The following is a 16,203-nucleotide window of genomic DNA, read 5'->3' on the forward strand; positions in this document are numbered from 1 at the left end:
TCCGCGATCAGATGATCGCGGAGGCAGGTTTGTTTGCGAATGACGTGACAATGTCACATTAACCCTGTGGCGGTTAGAAACTTGCGCTATCCCGACGCCAGGCATCTGCGGTAAGAGCTTCACCAAAATGACTGGAAATCAATCGCTTAGTTAGATCATGCAAGGGTGCTGCGAGCACTTCTGCGGTACTGCCGCGCTCCACAACTTCCCCTTCATGCATCACAATCACCTGGTCACTGATATGCTTCATCATGCCTAAATGTTGGGTTACATAAATATAGGATATGCCGTGCTTTTCCTGTAACTCCAGCATCAGATTAATAATCTGTGAACGCATGGACATATCCAGTGACGCCAAAGCTTCATCGGCAACAATCACTTTTGGTTGCAGGATCAATGCTCGCGCCAGCGCAATACGCTGTTTCTGACCGGAGGCCAACATATGTGGATAGTAATTCGCGTGATCCGGTAACAACCCCACCTGGCGTAAAGTCTGATAGATACGCTGTTCGCGCGCGGCGGCATCTAAATCGGTATTCAGCTTTAACGGTGCATCCAGTAGTTGGCCAATACGTTGACGCGGGTTAAGCGAGGTGCTCGGGTCTTGGAAAATCATCCGAATACGCTGGCTGCGATAAGCATAATCACCATACACCAGGCGGTGGTCGTCAATGAGCAATTCACCGTCGGTCGGTTCAATCATGCCCGACAGCATTTTAGCTAAGGTAGATTTACCCGAACCATTTTCACCAATAACCGCCAGTGTTTGACCTTCGCGTAAGGTGAAACTGACCGCTTTAACCGCCTCCACATGCTGGCGACGAAACAGCCCAGTGCGATAGCGAAAGGTTTTGCTCAGGTTACGGACTTCGAGCAGTGTCTCGGCCATTATTGCTCCTCCAGATTTAAGGGGAAGTGGCAGGCAAAGGCGTGGTTTTTCACCAATCGCAAGCGCGGTGTTTCGATACAGGTTTTCTGGGCATAAGGGCAACGAGGCCCCAGACGACAACCAATCGGCAAGTGCTCCAATGAAGGAATCGCTCCCGGTAAAGTATTCAGCCGACTTTTGTGTGGCAGAGAGCGGCCAAAGTCAGGCATGGCGCGGATCAGCGCTTGAGTATAAGGATGGTGTGGGGATGCCAGCAGGTCTTCACAAACAGCACTTTCCACCGTCTGACCGCAATACAACACATTAATCCGGGTGGCCCATTTACTCATCATTTGTAAGTCATGGCTGATGAGCAAAATTGTGGTGTTATTGTTTTGATTCAGCCGTGCCAGTAAACGGAAAATCTGTGCCTGAGTGGTAGGTTCCATCGCATTGGTGGGCTCATCGGCAATCAGTAAGCGGGGCTGATTGGCCAGCGCAATAGCAATCATCACCTTTTGGCATTCGCCTTCGGTCAGTTCGTAGGGATAACTGCCCATAATGTCTTTGTGGTCTTTAATCCCCACCCGATGCAGCAACTCGATTGCCCGACGTTTACGCCAATGGAATCGTTGCCACCAGCGGCCTTTGTAAGTCCAACCTGGGATAGCTTGCACCAGTTGCCGACCAATACTTTCTGACGGATCCAAACAGGATTGCGGCTCCTGAAAAATCATCGAAATATTATGGCCGATCACCTTACGTCGCTCACGGGGGGTCAGTTGCAACAGGTCAATATCATTAAAGCGAAAACGGTCGGCGGTAATACGCCAGTTATCTTTGCTTACGCCACAGATAGCCTTGGCAATCAAACTCTTGCCCGAGCCTGATTCGCCGACTATGCCACGGACTTCCCCCTCCGTGAGGGTGATACTGATGCGGTCAACCGCTTTCACCATCCCTTCGGCAGTCATAAATTCAATGGTGAGGTTACGAATATCCAGTAGCGGCATTATTCCACCCCCGCATTAATAGCTCGGCGCATACCATCACCTAACAGATTAACCAGCAGTACACTGACCAAAATTGCTCCACCGGGTAACATCACGGTCCACGGCGCGACATAGACTAAATCCAGTGAATCTCCGAGCATCGCCCCCCATTCTGGCGAGGGTAATTGCGCGCCTAAATCGAGAAAACCCAAGGCCGCAATATCCAAAATCGCCATTGAGAGCGCGCGAGTAAATTCAGTGACTAACACTGCTGCGATATTCGGCAAAATGGCATAGGCCAAAATATGGGGAGTCGATGCACCATCCAGACGGGCGGCAATCACATATTCTTTATCCAGTTCATCATGCACGGCACTGTAAATAGTGCGCACCATGCGGGGAAGTAGTGCCAACCAGACGGCGAACATGGCGTGTTCTAAGCTCGGGCCGACAAAAGCCACCACAATAATGGCTAGCAGCAGGGAGGGGATTGAGAGCAGTGTATCCAGCACGTGATTAAGAATGGCAGAACGAAAACCGTGGGTGATACCTGCAAACACCCCGAGGATCACGCCACACAGTGCCGCTGCCACTGTCACTAATAGCGCCGACCCATAAGTGGATGCAGTGCCCGCTAATAAACGGCTTAAAATATCGCGCCCTAAGTCATCAGTGCCCAGGAAGAAAGAGACATTGCCGTAACGTGACCATGAGGGGGGCAGTAACTGGTAGCCCAAAAACTGTTGGTCGAGAGCGTAAGGGGCTAGCGTGCTGCCCAGTACACATAACACTAACAACCCCAGCACGCCATAAAACCCTACCATTGCCAGGCCATCGGCATAGAAAAGCCGCCAGGTATAGAGCAGCGGGCTGGGCATTTTCTTCTCGCGGTAGACATTATCGAAGGGCATACCATTCCTTATGCTTTAACGGCGTCATCATCGCGCCCAGGATATCCGACAGAACGTTAATGACGATAACCAGCGAACCGACTACCATCACGCCGGCTGAGATTGCAGCATAATCTTGTTGTCGAATCGCATTGATTAGCCAACGACCTAACCCCGGCCAGTTAAACACCACTTCGGTTATCATCGCCAATGTCAGCATGGTCGAGAACTGTAACCCCAATTTTGGAATGATGGGCGGTAAAGCATTGTGCAACACATGGCGGCGAATAATGGTAAATCGGGACAAGCCACGGGTTGCCGCCGCTTTAATATAGTTTTGCCCGATAACATCATCGGTACTGGTGCGCATTAAACGAATGACTTCCGTGGTGGGGGCTACGGCCAGTGCCGTGATGGGTAAAATCATATGTTGCAACGCACTGAGCATCATTTCTTTACGATACGGCGAGGGTGACAGCCACGCATCGACTAACGCCAGCCCGGTGACAGGTTTCACTTGATATAACAGGTCAAAACGCCCAGAAACCGGCAGCCATCCCAAATGCAGCGAAAAGAACAACATCAGTAGCAGGGCGAGCCAAAATACCGGGATTGAGAAACCGATGAGTGCAATGGAACTGATGGCAATATCAGCAAATTTGCCGCGCATCACACCGGCAATAATCCCCAGTGGAATACCGATAAATAGCGCCAAGGTAAAGGCCAGAACACATAGCTCCATCGTGGCAGGGAAAGCTTCGCGCAATTGCTCACTGATTGGTTGACCATTAATGCTGGAAACGCCAAAGTCCCACTGAAGCAAGCTGCTGAAATAGAAACGGTAGGCATCGAGCAGAGATGCGCCATTCAAGGGGGCATGAGGAGTAAAATAGCTCAGGCTAAAACTGACCAATGACAACATAAAGAGGGTTATCAACAGCAGTAATAAGCGCCGCAATGTGAAGATTATCATGGCTTTTTACCCTCATCACGATTGCTTTGGTGAGACTGGCTTTCTTGAAGCTGATTTTCTCGAAGCTGGTTTTCGCGAAACACGCCTGCAAAAGAAGAATTACCAAATGGGCTTAAAACTAAACCTTTAATATCATAACGGTATGCTTGCAACCGCAAGGATGACGCCAGGGGTAACAGCGGCAGTTGCTGTTCCAGAATGCGCTGGGCTTGCTGATAATATTCAATACGTGCCGATAATTGCTGGGAACGTAAAGCTTTTTGCAGCAACTCATCAAACTCAGGGTCACACCAGTGAGCATAGTTTGTTTGCGAACGGATTGCTGCACAGCTTAATAGTGGGCGGAAGAAACTGTCGGGGTCATTACTGTCGGTTGACCAGCCAGAGAGTGTCAGGTCGTGGCTCATCTCCATCAGGCGAGCTTCCTGGAAACGGCCTTCGACCGGCACGATATTCACCGTAATTCCGACCTGCGCTAAGTCAGCTTGTATCAACTCTGCCGTTTTTAAAGGGCTGGGGTTATAGGACTGCGATGCCGTCGGTACCCATAAGTTGAGTTGCAGCTTGGTGATACCCAGCTCTTTGAGGATCGCTTTGGCTTTTTCCGGATTATATTCAGTCACCTGAGCCTGATTATCATAAGCCCATGATGCACGGGGCAAAATGGATGCCGCAGTTTCCGCCGTGCCATAATAGATTGATTGCATCAATCGTTGGTTATTAATAGATAAGGCGATGGCCTGGCGGACGCGTTGATCATTCAGCGGCGGTTTGCGGGTATTAAAGGCCAAATAAGCCACGTTCATCCCTGGGCGCAGAGTCAAGCGCAGGCGGGGGTCATCGCGTAAAATAGATAACTGGCTAGCAGCGGGATAGGCCAATACATCACATTCACCAGTTAATAACTTGGATAAGCGGCCAGTTCCTCCCGCCCCGAGGTCAATGACGACCTGCGGCATGCGTGGCAAACCTTTCCAATAATCACTGTTACGGAACAAACGGATATATTGCCCGGACCGATATTCGTTTAATAAGAAGGGGCCAGTGCCTACCGGCTCGCGATCGATCTGCTCTTGTCGGCCCTGTTGGGTTAATACATCGGCATATTCGGCTGAAAGGATCGGCGCATAGTGGGTCGCTAAGTGCCACAGAAATGAAGCATCGGGGGCTTTCAGTTTAAATTCAACAGTATAGTCATCAAGTTTTTTGACACTTTGCACTGCATCAGCAAATTGCAGGCTATCAAAGTAAGGATATTCACCGCCGTTGACCTCATGATAAGGATGCTGCGAATCAAATACCCGTTGGAAACTGAATACCACGTCATCAGCATTCATCTTGCGTGTGGGAGTAAACCAATCGGTAGTCTGGAACGGGACATCTTTACGCAAATGAAAACGGTAGGTAGCCCCGTTATCCAGCACTTGCCAGCTTTCCGCCAATTCAGGGCTTAACCGGTAGGTATAGGGGTCAACATCTAATAAGCGGTCATAAAGCTGCGCCGCAAGGGTGTCGATAGTTAATCCGCTACTGGCCATCTGTGGATTGAAGGTATTCAGTATCCCACTGACACAATAGACAAAACCGCGCTGACGGATATCCGGCAGAGGTTGAGTCGGTTCGGCGGCTGGGGCAGGTTGCGCCAGCGCTGGGGTCGCAAGGCAAGCCAGCGGGAGCATCCAAATCGATAGCATCAAAATAAGTAATGCACGCATAAACGCTTCGCAGTAAGTAAGCAATACACTTAGTGTACCGTAATCTGGCACGCCTCCCAATCCATTGAGCAAAACAACTGCGCTGTCTGCTGTTTGTTGCAGCAATTGAGAGTAATAAGCAGCAAATTATTGTTTATTCACCGAGAAATCGGGAAGGCATCATTAGGGGGAAAGGTTTTTCATTCTGAAATTGTCCGTAATTCCATCAGAATTAGTATGGGAATGAGAAAAATTCTCAACAAAGTGTTTGCAAGTGCTATTGATAACCATTATCATCTATTTGCTCTTCGAGACAAAGCTAGTTGTTTCAGGCTTTTGACAGAAAAGCACGACATTGCTCACATTGCTTCCAGTGTTTTTTAAGCCAGCTCGGGTGCTGGCTTTTTTTTTACCTACCGTCGCCAATTCCCTTTCCGATAGTAAGTGTACTGACGTCCAGTCATGATTTAATTTAAATAATAATATTTAACATGTATACGCCCAGTTATTTTGGATTATGACATCAATGTATCCATTGCTATATTCATACATGAAATATATGAGTAACAAAGCTACATTTAGATTTTATGGAGGCGTGATGGGCCGATGTCAGTTAATGATTTTATTGCTTACTTTATGCCTGATAAATTTTAATAGTAGGGCTAAACCACCTGATATTGTCTGGCGTGTTGATACTCGTGACCATCATGAAATATTCAGTCAGGGTTTTTATTCTTCAGGTGACAATGATCTGGTGCTAGAACACCTTAGTGGTAGAAGCTGCCGTAGTAATATTTACCAACTCGCAGATAGTGCATTTATTTCTACTACGGCGGACAGAAGTTTTGCTTACGATTATTTAGAAAGAGTGTTGAAAAATATAAAAACGACAATGACCAGTGGTCCAAAGGCGTATATTTATCAGATACGAGCTGATGCTAATATGTATAGTGCAGATCATACCCTGGATTTTTTATTACGACTGGGGGCCAGTGAGATTCAACAGGAGATTCATCGTATTTTTCGTTATGCACCCTACTTATCAGAATGGATGGCCCATCGCAGAGTTTTAGCGGAACAGGTCATGTCAGCAACTTCATATTTATTGCATCAGGGCAACGTTCTGTTTAATGGATATATTCCCAACCCTTTCTATCAACAAACACGTTCGAGTGCCAGTATGAATCCTTATCATAGCGCTTTTATTGTGCCTTCAGCGCTGAATATGATGCGAACCTGGATGTTAAGAATGGGAATAAGACCTATGATTAGGGCTTGTTTTGGCAGTATGGATTCAATAAGTTTCAAACGAAGTCTGGATTCAATTTATAGCGGTCATGGGAAAATGTTTAAGCTAGTGGCTATTTTATAAAGCTAACTTTCATATATCACTAAATGGGGTGGTTATATTATGAAATTAATTACTTGCGGGGCTATTATATTTATATGCATCCCTGCATTCGCGACGAAACCTGGAGATTTAAAATCACAATGCGATATTGATGAAGGTATTATGATTTATAAACGGATAATTAAAAATTATAATGCGAGCATTATGTGGCGGCCGGATGATATATCTCTCGATGCGATTAATATCAAGATAGATGATAAGTGGTATGGCGCCATAGCGGATGACAGAACAAATGGGAATGCAGCAAAAGGGATGTCCAGTTTTGCACAAGCGGCGTATTTAATCAGTCTCCCAGTTAATGTTTGTGTTAAAAATAAATATTTACGAGGAATTGAAGGTGCCGACTGATACTTCAGTCAGCGCCTTCCGCTTATCGCCATAGGCTGATTTATTGTTCACCTGCCAATATTTGATGTTTCTTCAGCATGCCGCGTAATTGATGGTAAGTCAGCCCCAACAAGCTGGCTGCCTTGCGTTGATTAAATCGCGCCTGTTCCAATGCCTGCTTGAGTATCTGTTTTTCACTATTATGCAGCCAATCTTTAAGATTGAGCGGTAAGGTGGGCAACTCGCTGGTTTGGTTGTCAGCGTTGCTGCGCTCGATACGGCTATTTTCTATGTTCTGCCGGTGTGCAAAAGGGTCGATAATAATGTTATCCAGCGCCTTACTGCTGTCGCCGTGGCGATATACTGAGCGCTCGACGACATTTTTCAGCTCGCGCACATTTCCCGGCCAATGATATTCCAGTAATTGCTGTTCGGCTTGCGGGGTAAATCCAGGGAACAGTGGCAGACCTAATTCCCGGCACATCTGAATGGCAAAATGCTCTGCCAGCAACATAATATCTTGTTGGCGTTCACGCAACGGCGGCAGTTGCACCACATCAAATGCCAGGCGGTCGAGCAGGTCAGCGCGGAATTTCCCTGCGGCGGCCAGCGCGGGCAAGTTGTCATTGGTTGCACACACTAAACGAACATCCACTTGCAAGGGTTGGCTCCCACCAACACGCTCCAGATGACCATACTCAATCACCCGTAATAACTTTTCCTGTACCAGCATGGGGGCGGTTGCCAGTTCATCTAAAAAAAGCGTGCCGCCATCTGCGCGTTCAAAACGCCCAAGATGACGCTTCTGCGCGCCAGTAAAGGCTCCCGCCTCATGGCCGAACAGTTCTGAATCGAGTAAATTTTCATTAAGAGCAGCACAATTGAGTGAAATAAACGGCCCCTGCCAACGGCCTGATAAGTAATGCAGGCGATGGGCTATCAACTCCTTGCCGGTACCTCGTTCACCAATCACCAACACTGGCTTATTCAGCTTTGCCAGCCCTGAAACTTGCTCCAGCACTTCAACAAAAGAGTTGGCTTGGCCTAACAGGTTTTCTAATTGCTCGCTCATGATGAAATTCGCCAATAGTTGGTTAAAGTAATCACTTTACATTTTATATTCAAACAGTCAAAAATTACTTTTTGTTATTTTTCAATCAATTAATTTTATGAGAAAGTTGGCACGACTCTTGATATATCACTATTGAAATTATGTGAATCGGCGCAACCAAACGCCAATTAGTTTAAAGAGGATGTAAATTATGGGTATTTTTTCTCGTTTTGCCGATATCGTGAACGCCAACATCAATACATTACTGGATAAAGCTGAAGATCCACAGAAGTTGGTGCGGCTGATGATTCAGGAAATGGAAGATACACTGGTTGAGATCCGCTCAACATCGGCCCGCGCACTGGCTGAGAAAAAACAATTGCTACGCCGCATTGACCACTGTGAAAGCCAGCAGCAGGAGTGGCAGGATAAAGCCGAACTGGCTTTGCGCAAAGATAAAGAAGATTTGGCGCGTGCCGCCCTGATTGAAAAGCAAAAAGTGGTCGCACTGATTGAGACGCTGACTCGTGAAGTGACGACGGTTGATGAAACGCTTACCCGCATGAAGCATGAAATCACTGAGCTTGAAAGTAAGCTGACTGAAACGCGTGCCCGGCAGCAAGCCCTGACACTGCGTCATCAAGCGGCTGCATCATCTCGTGATGTTCGCCGTCAGTTAGACAGTGGCAAACTGGATGAAGCAATGGCCCGTTTTGAACAGTTTGAGCGCCGCATTGATCATATGGAAGCTGAGGCTGAAACTGTGGGTATTGGCAAACAAAAGTCATTGGAAAGCCAGTTTGCCGAACTGAAAGCTGATGATGAAATTAGCAACCAACTGGCCGCACTGAAAGCAAAAATGAATTCAGCGCAATAAGTTAGCGCTAAACTTCAGAAAAATACCTCGTCAGGCCGTCGGCATACAGGCGGCCTGCCATGATTAAAATGCGGATATCCGCGAGCATATATACACCAATAATTCGAGTTGCAGGAAGGCGGCAACTGAGCGAGTCCCAGGAGCTTACACAAGTAAGTGACTGAGGTGAACGAAGGCAGCCAACACACATGCAGCTTGAAGTATGACGGGTATAATTGAGGGGAACTAATGAGTATCCTATTTCTTGCCATACCGCTGACCATTTTTGTGTTGTTTGTCGCACCGATTTGGTTATGGCTGCATTACAGCAATCGCCAGCAAAGCGGTGCTCAACTTAGTCATCAGGATATGCAACGTCTATCGCAGTTAACAGACGATGCGCGCCGGATGCGTGACCGCATTCAGGCATTGGAAGAAATTCTTGATGCCGAGCATCCGAATTGGAGGCAGTCATAATGGGCGATATGTTTAAAAACGATTCGTTTAAAAGCAATTCATTTAAAAATAATGTGTTAAGTAAGAAGAAACTCTATCGCGTGCCAGAAGAAGGCATGATCAAGGGCGTTTGTGCCGGGTTAGCGCACTATTTTGATATTCCGGTGCGGCTGATTCGTGTGATGGTGGTGTTATCGCTGTTCTTTGGTCTGTTCGTTTTCACCATTGCGGCTTATATCGTACTGACTTTCTTGTTGGAACCTGCGCCTGCATCCAGTTTTAGTGAGCATCACGAGGCGACGCCGCGCCAGCTTCTTGATCAACTTGAGTATGAACTGGGGGCTGGAGAGCAACGTTTGCGCCAGGTCGAGCGCTATGTCACTTCCGAAACCTTTGGGGTGCAGAGCCGTTTTCGTCAGTTGTGATATGACTTATTCAATTAACGCTAAAGTCTGCCGGAGGGCATAACGATGAACAATAATCCCGCCCGCAGCCGTGCAGGTGTAGTATTAACCACACTAATTAAAATTATTTTTAGTGTCGCATTGACCTATGGCCCGGCAGGTGCAGCAGGTTTTATCGTCAGAAATGTCAGCCGAAAACCCTTGCGCTGGTTGTTGCTGATGATGTTGGAACCCATGCTAAAACGTGCAATGGGGGCAGCGGCGGGTCAATTTGCCAAGGAGAAGCATGAAACGACTGCAAAATGAGATTACGTCATTGGTCAATCGCGGGATGGATAGGCATCTGCGCTTGGCAGTAACCGGCTTGAGCCGCAGCGGGAAAACTGCATTTATCACTTCTCTGGTGAATCAATTACTTCATGTCCACAGCGGCGCGCGCTTGCCGCTGTTTTCTGCTGTGCGTGAAGAACGGTTACTGGGAGTAAAACGGGTGCCGCAGCGTGATTTGGGCATTCAGCGCTTTACTTACGATGAAGGTCTGGCCTCTTTATACGGTACGCCGCCTAATTGGCCAACCCCAACCCGTGGTGTTAGCGAAATTCGCTTAGCTTTGCGTTTTCGCTCCAACGATTCCTTGTTGCGGCATTTTAAAGAGACATCAACGCTGTATCTGGAAATTGTCGATTATCCGGGTGAATGGTTGTTGGATTTACCCATGCTGGAACAAGATTATTTGAGCTGGTCGCGGCAGATGGCTGGCTTGTTGCAAGGGGATCGCGCTGAGTGGGCCAAACCTTGGCTGACGCTGTGTCAGCAGTGCGATCCATTGGCCCCGGCCGATGAAAATCAACTGGCGGCGATTGCTCAGGCTTATACTGATTATCTGATTCGTTGTAAAAATGAAGGCCTGCATTTCATTCAACCGGGGCGTTTTGTGTTGCCGGGTGATATGGCGGGCGCGCCTGCATTGCAGTTCTTCCCGTGGCCGGATGTCACTGATCTTGGCGAATCGCGGCTGGCTCAAGCCGATAAACATTCCAATTTGGGCATGCTGCGCACTCGTTTTAATTATTACTGCAACTCGGTCGTGAAAGGTTTTTACAAAGAGCACTTTGTGCGTTTTGACCGACAAATCGTGCTGGTAGATTGCCTGCAACCCCTGAATAGCGGGCCGCAGGCGTTTAACGATATGCGCCTGGCGTTGACGCAATTGATGCAGAGCTTCCATTACGGGAAGCGCACGTTATTCCGTCGCTTATTTTCTCCGTGTATCGATAAGCTGATGTTTGCAGCAACCAAAGCCGACCATGTCACGGCCGATCAACACGCTAACCTGGTCTCCTTACTGCAACAATTGGTGCAGGAGGCCTGGCAAAATGCCGCATTTGAAGGGATCAGCATGGATTGTGTTGGGCTGGCGTCGGTACAGGCGACACAAAGTGGCATCGTTGAACATCAGGGACAGAAAATTCCTGCATTACGCGGCAATCGGCTAACTGATGGTGCGCCGCTAACGGTCTTCCCCGGCGATGTTCCAGCACGCTTACCCGGCCCCGCATTTTGGCAGCAGCAAGGGTTTCATTTTGATGAGTTCCGTCCACAAGCGGTACATGTCGATAGCCCATTACCCCATATTCGCCTTGATGCCGTCATGGAATTTTTATTGGGAGATAAATTGCGATGAGCGAGCCTTTAAAACCCCGAATCGATTTCGAACAGCCTCTGCAACCCATAGACGAACCGGTATTAAAAGCGGCGCAAGCTTTTGATCAACATACCGCCGAGAATTTCTATCCTGCGGATCCAGAACTGGACGCAGAGAATGAAGAAGGGCGGGTAGAAGGGCTGGTTAATGCGGCATTGAAGCCGAAACGTAGCCTGTGGCGTAAAATGGTGACGCTGGGGATAGCCCTGTTTGGTGTCAGTGTGATTGCTCAGTCAGTGCAATGGGTTAATCAGGCGTGGCAACAGCAGGATTGGATTGCACTGGGGGCCACCACTGCGGGGGGGCTTATCGTACTGGCGGGAGTCGGTTCAGTGGTGACGGAGTGGCGGCGTTTATACCGCCTGCGCCAACGGGCTGAAGAGCGGGACATTGCGCGCGAACTACTGGTGAGTCATGGTATAGGCCAAGGGCGGGCATTTTGTGAAAAGTTGGCGCGTCAGGCAGGGCTGGATCAAGGTCATCCGGCACTCCAGCGTTGGCAAGCCTCGCTACATGAAACCCATAATGACCGTGAAGTCGTTGAACTGTATGCCAAACTGGTTCAGCCATCACTGGATAATCTGGCGCGGGCCGAAATCAGCCGCTATGCCGCCGAGTCAGCATTAATGATTGCCGTCAGTCCGCTGGCGCTGGTGGATATGGCGTTTATCGCCTGGCGAAATATTCGTCTGATCAATCGTATTGCTGCTTTGTATGGTATTGAGTTGGGGTATTTCAGCCGCATCCGTCTGTTCCGTTTGGTACTACTCAATATTGCTTTTGCCGGAGCATCTGAATTGGTGCGCGAAGTGGGTATGGACTGGTTATCGCAGGATTTAGCCGCACGTTTATCTGCCCGAGCCGCGCAAGGCATCGGGGCTGGTTTGCTGACGGCTCGACTGGGTATCAAAGCAATGGAGTTGTGTCGCCCATTGCCGTGGTTGGGAGATGATAAACCTAAGTTGGGCGATTTCCGTCGGCAATTGATTGGCCAATTGAAAAATACCTTGCCAAAAAAAGATAAACCGGCGCAGCAGTAGCGCTATTTCAGCCGTGGGTCAAAGGCAAAAGAGAGCGGTTGAACACTGCTTAGGCAGGCTTGAAAGCTTTTGTGCCGAGGATTGAGCAGTAGATTGTTTTCTGTCGGCACCAGAGTGGATGGAACCAGTAATCCAAGTGATGATTCTGACTCCAGCCATTCAGTGCCGATATCCATTGTGGTCGCAGGTGCGGGGTCGCTGCGCCAGTCCGTGGGCCAATCCTGCGGCTGAAGCAGCATAATGTTGCTATCTTCGATTTCAATTTGGAATAACTCGAACTCACTTAGTGTTGAGCTGTCCTGAATATGTACCAACGTCTCCAACATCGCCAGTGATACACTGCTGGCTAAGTAGATGGCGGCGTGCCCCTTATGATTCCAGCGGCCACCATAGATTTCGGCACCATAGCCGGTCCAGGTTGAGGCAAGATAGCGGCGCATCACAATGCGGTAGAGCATCATAAATAGAGGCCTGCCGGGTTTATCTTCATAAGCTACTGATCCTTATAGCGCACAGTTATGAAAATACGCCGTGCTCCAGGCGTCCAATCAAATCACAGACTTCCAATGCACCGGTTTCGGTTTCCAGTAAGGAATCCGGACTACGGTGACCCAGGCCTTTAATCGGGGTCGACATCCAAGTGATAGCTTTGCCTTTATCTCCGCCAAATAGATCAACTGCGGCGTCCATAACCCGAACAAAACGCGCAATTCGCTCACTCTCTTCGGGAGTGAAACGGCCATCATGTGTGCGTCTGCGAGTCAAGCTGCGGCTGGGAATGCCGGTCGCACGCAAGATTTCAGCTTTGGGGATTGATGCCCATAGATGGATGCTGTCAATGACATCAACAGAAAAACCCATTTTGATGCTATCGACCAATACAGTACCGCGGCTCGCGGGCAAACCAATCTCTCGCCATAGCGCCCCTGTTTTGGTCGCTGGAGTGGGGTGATACGCTCTCATGTAACCTCCTCGGTCAATTGGCTATGTCTACTATAGCCAGTTGGCCGATATAAAGCAAAGTGTCACCGGTTCTTGACGAGAATGCCGACAGCATACGTCATTATATAATTCTAAATTATTAGTATAAAAACTAATAACTCGCTATATACGGCCCTGATAGGGGTTGATGATCTTATCTTTGTGAGTTCAATTGGATAGAAAAAACAGCAAAAAGCCGATTCCTGTCAACTTTTGCTGACAGATTGCTTCATCAGTAAGGGGGGACAGGGTATTATCATAGACAGATATTCCGCACCTGCCCTATATAAGGTCGATACTGATGCGCTTGGAAGTTTTTTGCGAAGACCGAATCGGTCTCACCAGAGAGTTACTTGATCTCTTGGTTTTACGCGGCATTGATTTACGTGGGATCGAAATTGATCCGATTGGCCGTATTTATCTGAATTTCTCACAGCTGGATTTCAGTGTATTTAGTGCGTTGATGATGGATATTCGACGCATTGATGGAGTGACTGATGTCCGCACCGTCTCCTTTATGCCATCTGAGCGAGAACACCGTTCGCTGCGGGCGCTGCTTGAATCCATGCCAGAGCCGGTATTTTCTATCGATTTAAAAGGTAACCTTGAGTTAGCTAACCCGGCTGCCCGTGAACTTTTCTCCCTTAATGAGGAGAAGGTTCGTCACAAAACAGCGGGTAGTTTGCTGGGCGGATATAATTTTGCGCGTTGGTTCGATGGGGGGGAAACTGCGCCTCATACTGAACGTGTATTGATCAATAATCAGGATTACCTGATGGAGATCACTCCGATTCAGCTTGAAGACGAAAATCAACAGAGTCAGACGGTCGGCGCTGTGGTGATGTTAAAATCGACCGCGCGCATGGGGAAACAACTGCAAATCTTATCGGTAAATGATGATACCGAATTTAAACAAATTGTTGCCACCAGCGTTAAAATGCGTCAAGTGCTTGACCAAGCACGTAAATTAGCCATGTTGGATGCACCACTACTGTTGGTGGGTGATACCGGCACCGGCAAAGACCTGTTGGCACGCGCTTGCCATCTACGCAGCCCGCGCGGGAAAATGCCCTTCCTCGGCCTGAATTGCGCTTCTTTACCCGATGATGTCGTAGAAAGTGAGCTATTTGGCTATGCCGCAGGAGCATACCCCAATGCTGTTGAGGGTAAAAAAGGCTTCTTTGAGCAGGCTAATGGCGGCTCAGTACTGTTAGATGAAATCGGCGAAATGTCGCCTCGCATGCAGATCAAACTGTTACGTTTCCTTAATGACGGAACTTTCCGCCGTGTCGGAGAGGAGCATGAGGTGCATGTTGATGTGCGGGTTATTTGTGCCACCCAAAAGAATTTGGTGGAATTAGTACAGCGTGGCGAATTCCGCGAGGATCTCTATTACCGCCTTAATGTATTGACTATCACTTTACCGCCTCTGCGTGAGCGCCAAGCCGATATCATGCCACTGACAGCACTGTTTGTGGCGCGTTTCTCTGACGAGCAGGGTGTACCTCGGCCGAAACTAGCGCCTGAACTGAGTGGTTTTCTGACCAATTACGGTTGGCCAGGTAATGTCCGCCAACTGAAAAATGCGATTTATCGTGCTTTGACCCAATTGGAAGGGGCGGAGCTACGGCCACAAGATATTGTCTTGCCGGAGTTTGAGGTTGAAGCGGCTCTGGGGGATGAAGTACTTGATGGTTCGCTCGACGATATTAGCAAACGTTTTGAACGCTCTGTTTTAACTCGGCTTTATCGTAATTATCCCAGCACACGTAAACTTGCTAAGCGCCTTGGTGTTTCTCACACCGCAATTGCCAATAAACTACGTGAATATGGCCTGAGTAGTAAGCGCTCCGCCAGTGATGAAAGTGAAGAAGAGTCGACGTAAAAGAGAAAACCATAAAAAAACGGCTGCACCCGAAAGGGCCAGCCGTTTATGGATAAACTCTATTTAAACCAAAGTAGTTCGAATTACTTCAGTGCTGCCAGTGCAGCATCATAGTCTGGTTCGGTGGTGATTTCGTTAACTAGCTCACTATAGATAACGTTGTCCTGACCATCCAGAATCACTACAGCACGAGCGGTCAAGCCTGCCAACGGGCCTTCAGTAATGGCCACACCGTAAGCTTGTTTGAAATCTGCGCCACGCAAAGTTGACAGCGTAGTCACGTTGCTCAGGCCTTCAGCACCGCAAAAACGTGATTGAGCAAATGGCAGGTCAGAGGAGATACAAAGAACAACGGTGTTCTCAAGTTCGCCAGCCAATTGATTGAATTTGCGTACAGATGCGGCACAAACACCGGTATCAATACTCGGGAAAATATTCAGAACCTTACGTTTACCCACGAAGCTGCTCAGAGCAACATCAGATAAATCTTTCGCAACCAAAGTAAAATCTTTAGCTTTATCGCCGGGTTGCGGTAGTTGACCTGCAACGGTCACTGGATTGCCTTGGAAATGTACTGTCTGTGTCATTATTTGATCCCTTTTACAGATGTGTAACACGAAGCTCAGTTTAAGGTAACAATAGCGGCTTGGATATGAGAAATTTGCTAAAT

18 protein-coding genes are annotated in these 16,203 nt (G+C 48.3%); 9 read left to right on the top strand and 9 right to left on the bottom strand.

Annotated elements, in window-relative coordinates:
- Nucleotides 1–73 precede the first annotated feature (73 nt).
- Genes sapF through sapA form a run of 5 tightly spaced genes read right to left on the bottom strand, consistent with a single transcriptional unit; the run spans nucleotide 74 to nucleotide 5,438 of the window.
- On the bottom strand, nucleotides 74–889 hold the full coding sequence (gene sapF / locus QSV56_RS07445) for a putrescine export ABC transporter ATP-binding protein SapF (protein WP_019079343.1): 816 nt from the start codon (nucleotides 887–889) through the stop codon (nucleotides 74–76).
- The gene (sapD, locus tag QSV56_RS07450) at nucleotides 889–1,881 is read right to left on the bottom strand and encodes a putrescine export ABC transporter ATP-binding protein SapD (protein ID WP_005169513.1); all 993 of its coding nucleotides are present in this window, start codon (nucleotides 1,879–1,881) and stop codon (nucleotides 889–891) included. Before sapD ends, sapF begins: the two co-directional genes overlap by 1 nt.
- Nucleotides 1,881–2,771 carry a putrescine export ABC transporter permease SapC gene (sapC, locus tag QSV56_RS07455; RefSeq protein WP_019079344.1) on the bottom strand — a complete coding sequence of 297 codons (891 nt, stop codon included), beginning with the start codon at nucleotides 2,769–2,771 and terminating at the stop codon, nucleotides 1,881–1,883. The genes sapD and sapC overlap by 1 nt, the downstream gene beginning before the upstream one ends.
- The gene (gene sapB / locus QSV56_RS07460; protein WP_019079345.1) at nucleotides 2,758–3,723 is read right to left on the bottom strand and encodes a putrescine export ABC transporter permease SapB; all 966 of its coding nucleotides are present in this window, start codon (nucleotides 3,721–3,723) and stop codon (nucleotides 2,758–2,760) included. The genes sapC and sapB overlap by 14 nt, the downstream gene beginning before the upstream one ends.
- Nucleotides 3,720–5,438 (bottom strand): ABC transporter substrate-binding protein SapA, encoded by a 1,719-nt coding sequence (gene sapA / locus QSV56_RS07465; RefSeq protein WP_229699174.1) that lies wholly within the window; start codon nucleotides 5,436–5,438, stop codon nucleotides 3,720–3,722. Before sapA ends, sapB begins: the two co-directional genes overlap by 4 nt.
- A 577-nt stretch (nucleotides 5,439–6,015) precedes the next feature.
- Between sapA and ytxA the strand changes: the two genes are divergently transcribed.
- On the top strand, nucleotides 6,016–6,789 hold the full coding sequence (gene ytxA / locus QSV56_RS07470; RefSeq protein WP_301211941.1) for a putative AB5 enterotoxin ADP-ribosylating subunit YtxA: 774 nt from the start codon (nucleotides 6,016–6,018) through the stop codon (nucleotides 6,787–6,789).
- Nucleotides 6,790–6,828: 39 nt separating this feature from the next.
- Complete coding sequence (gene ytxB, locus QSV56_RS07475; protein WP_077174681.1) at nucleotides 6,829–7,176, top strand: putative AB5 enterotoxin binding subunit YtxB; 348 nt, start codon at nucleotides 6,829–6,831, stop codon at nucleotides 7,174–7,176.
- Between the two features lie 40 nt (nucleotides 7,177–7,216).
- On the opposite strand, the gene pspF is transcribed toward ytxB, so the two are convergent.
- The gene (pspF, locus tag QSV56_RS07480; protein ID WP_050162999.1) at nucleotides 7,217–8,227 is read right to left on the bottom strand and encodes a phage shock protein operon transcriptional activator; all 1,011 of its coding nucleotides are present in this window, start codon (nucleotides 8,225–8,227) and stop codon (nucleotides 7,217–7,219) included.
- A gap of 190 nt (nucleotides 8,228–8,417) precedes the next feature.
- Between pspF and pspA the strand changes: the two genes are divergently transcribed.
- The 6 genes from pspA to QSV56_RS07510 all read left to right on the top strand — a co-directional run bounded on the left by pspA (nucleotide 8,418) and on the right by QSV56_RS07510 (nucleotide 12,667).
- Nucleotides 8,418–9,083, top strand: coding sequence for a phage shock protein PspA (gene pspA / locus QSV56_RS07485; protein ID WP_046695022.1), 666 nt, complete (start codon nucleotides 8,418–8,420; stop codon nucleotides 9,081–9,083).
- 228 nt (nucleotides 9,084–9,311) lie between these two features.
- The gene (pspB, locus tag QSV56_RS07490) at nucleotides 9,312–9,539 is read left to right on the top strand and encodes an envelope stress response membrane protein PspB (RefSeq protein WP_019079351.1); all 228 of its coding nucleotides are present in this window, start codon (nucleotides 9,312–9,314) and stop codon (nucleotides 9,537–9,539) included.
- 8 nt (nucleotides 9,540–9,547) lie between these two features.
- Entirely contained in the window at nucleotides 9,548–9,943 is a 396-nt protein-coding gene (gene pspC, locus QSV56_RS07495; protein WP_161803522.1) for an envelope stress response membrane protein PspC, read from the top strand.
- Nucleotides 9,944–9,988: 45 nt separating this feature from the next.
- The gene (pspD, locus tag QSV56_RS07500) at nucleotides 9,989–10,228 is read left to right on the top strand and encodes a phage shock protein PspD (protein ID WP_005169543.1); all 240 of its coding nucleotides are present in this window, start codon (nucleotides 9,989–9,991) and stop codon (nucleotides 10,226–10,228) included.
- On the top strand, nucleotides 10,209–11,606 hold the full coding sequence (locus QSV56_RS07505) for a YcjX family protein (RefSeq protein ID WP_046050953.1): 1,398 nt from the start codon (nucleotides 10,209–10,211) through the stop codon (nucleotides 11,604–11,606). The genes pspD and QSV56_RS07505 overlap by 20 nt, the downstream gene beginning before the upstream one ends.
- Complete coding sequence (locus QSV56_RS07510; protein WP_046050952.1) at nucleotides 11,603–12,667, top strand: YcjF family protein; 1,065 nt, start codon at nucleotides 11,603–11,605, stop codon at nucleotides 12,665–12,667. The genes QSV56_RS07505 and QSV56_RS07510 overlap by 4 nt, the downstream gene beginning before the upstream one ends.
- 2 nt (nucleotides 12,668–12,669) lie before the next feature.
- Here the strand turns inward: QSV56_RS07510 and QSV56_RS07515 are convergent, their stop codons facing one another.
- A complete protein-coding gene (locus QSV56_RS07515) occupies nucleotides 12,670–13,128 on the bottom strand; it encodes an RES family NAD+ phosphorylase (protein ID WP_019079355.1) in 459 nt (152 codons plus the stop codon).
- 55 nt (nucleotides 13,129–13,183) lie between these two features.
- Nucleotides 13,184–13,630 carry a type II toxin-antitoxin system antitoxin Xre gene (gene xre, locus QSV56_RS07520; RefSeq protein WP_019079356.1) on the bottom strand — a complete coding sequence of 149 codons (447 nt, stop codon included), beginning with the start codon at nucleotides 13,628–13,630 and terminating at the stop codon, nucleotides 13,184–13,186.
- 319 nt (nucleotides 13,631–13,949) lie between these two features.
- On the opposite strand from xre, the gene tyrR reads away from it, so the two are divergent.
- Nucleotides 13,950–15,533, top strand: coding sequence for a transcriptional regulator TyrR (gene tyrR / locus QSV56_RS07525; protein ID WP_219656704.1), 1,584 nt, complete (start codon nucleotides 13,950–13,952; stop codon nucleotides 15,531–15,533).
- Nucleotides 15,534–15,616: 83 nt separating this feature from the next.
- Here tyrR and tpx read toward each other — a convergent pair whose 3' ends face one another.
- Nucleotides 15,617–16,120, bottom strand: coding sequence for a thiol peroxidase (gene tpx / locus QSV56_RS07530; protein ID WP_005161000.1), 504 nt, complete (start codon nucleotides 16,118–16,120; stop codon nucleotides 15,617–15,619).
- Between the last annotated feature and the right edge of the window lie 83 nt (nucleotides 16,121–16,203).

The sequence above is a fragment of the Yersinia sp. 22-579 genome (genome assembly GCF_030433455.1).
Lineage (GTDB): Bacteria > Pseudomonadota > Gammaproteobacteria > Enterobacterales > Enterobacteriaceae > Yersinia > Yersinia enterocolitica.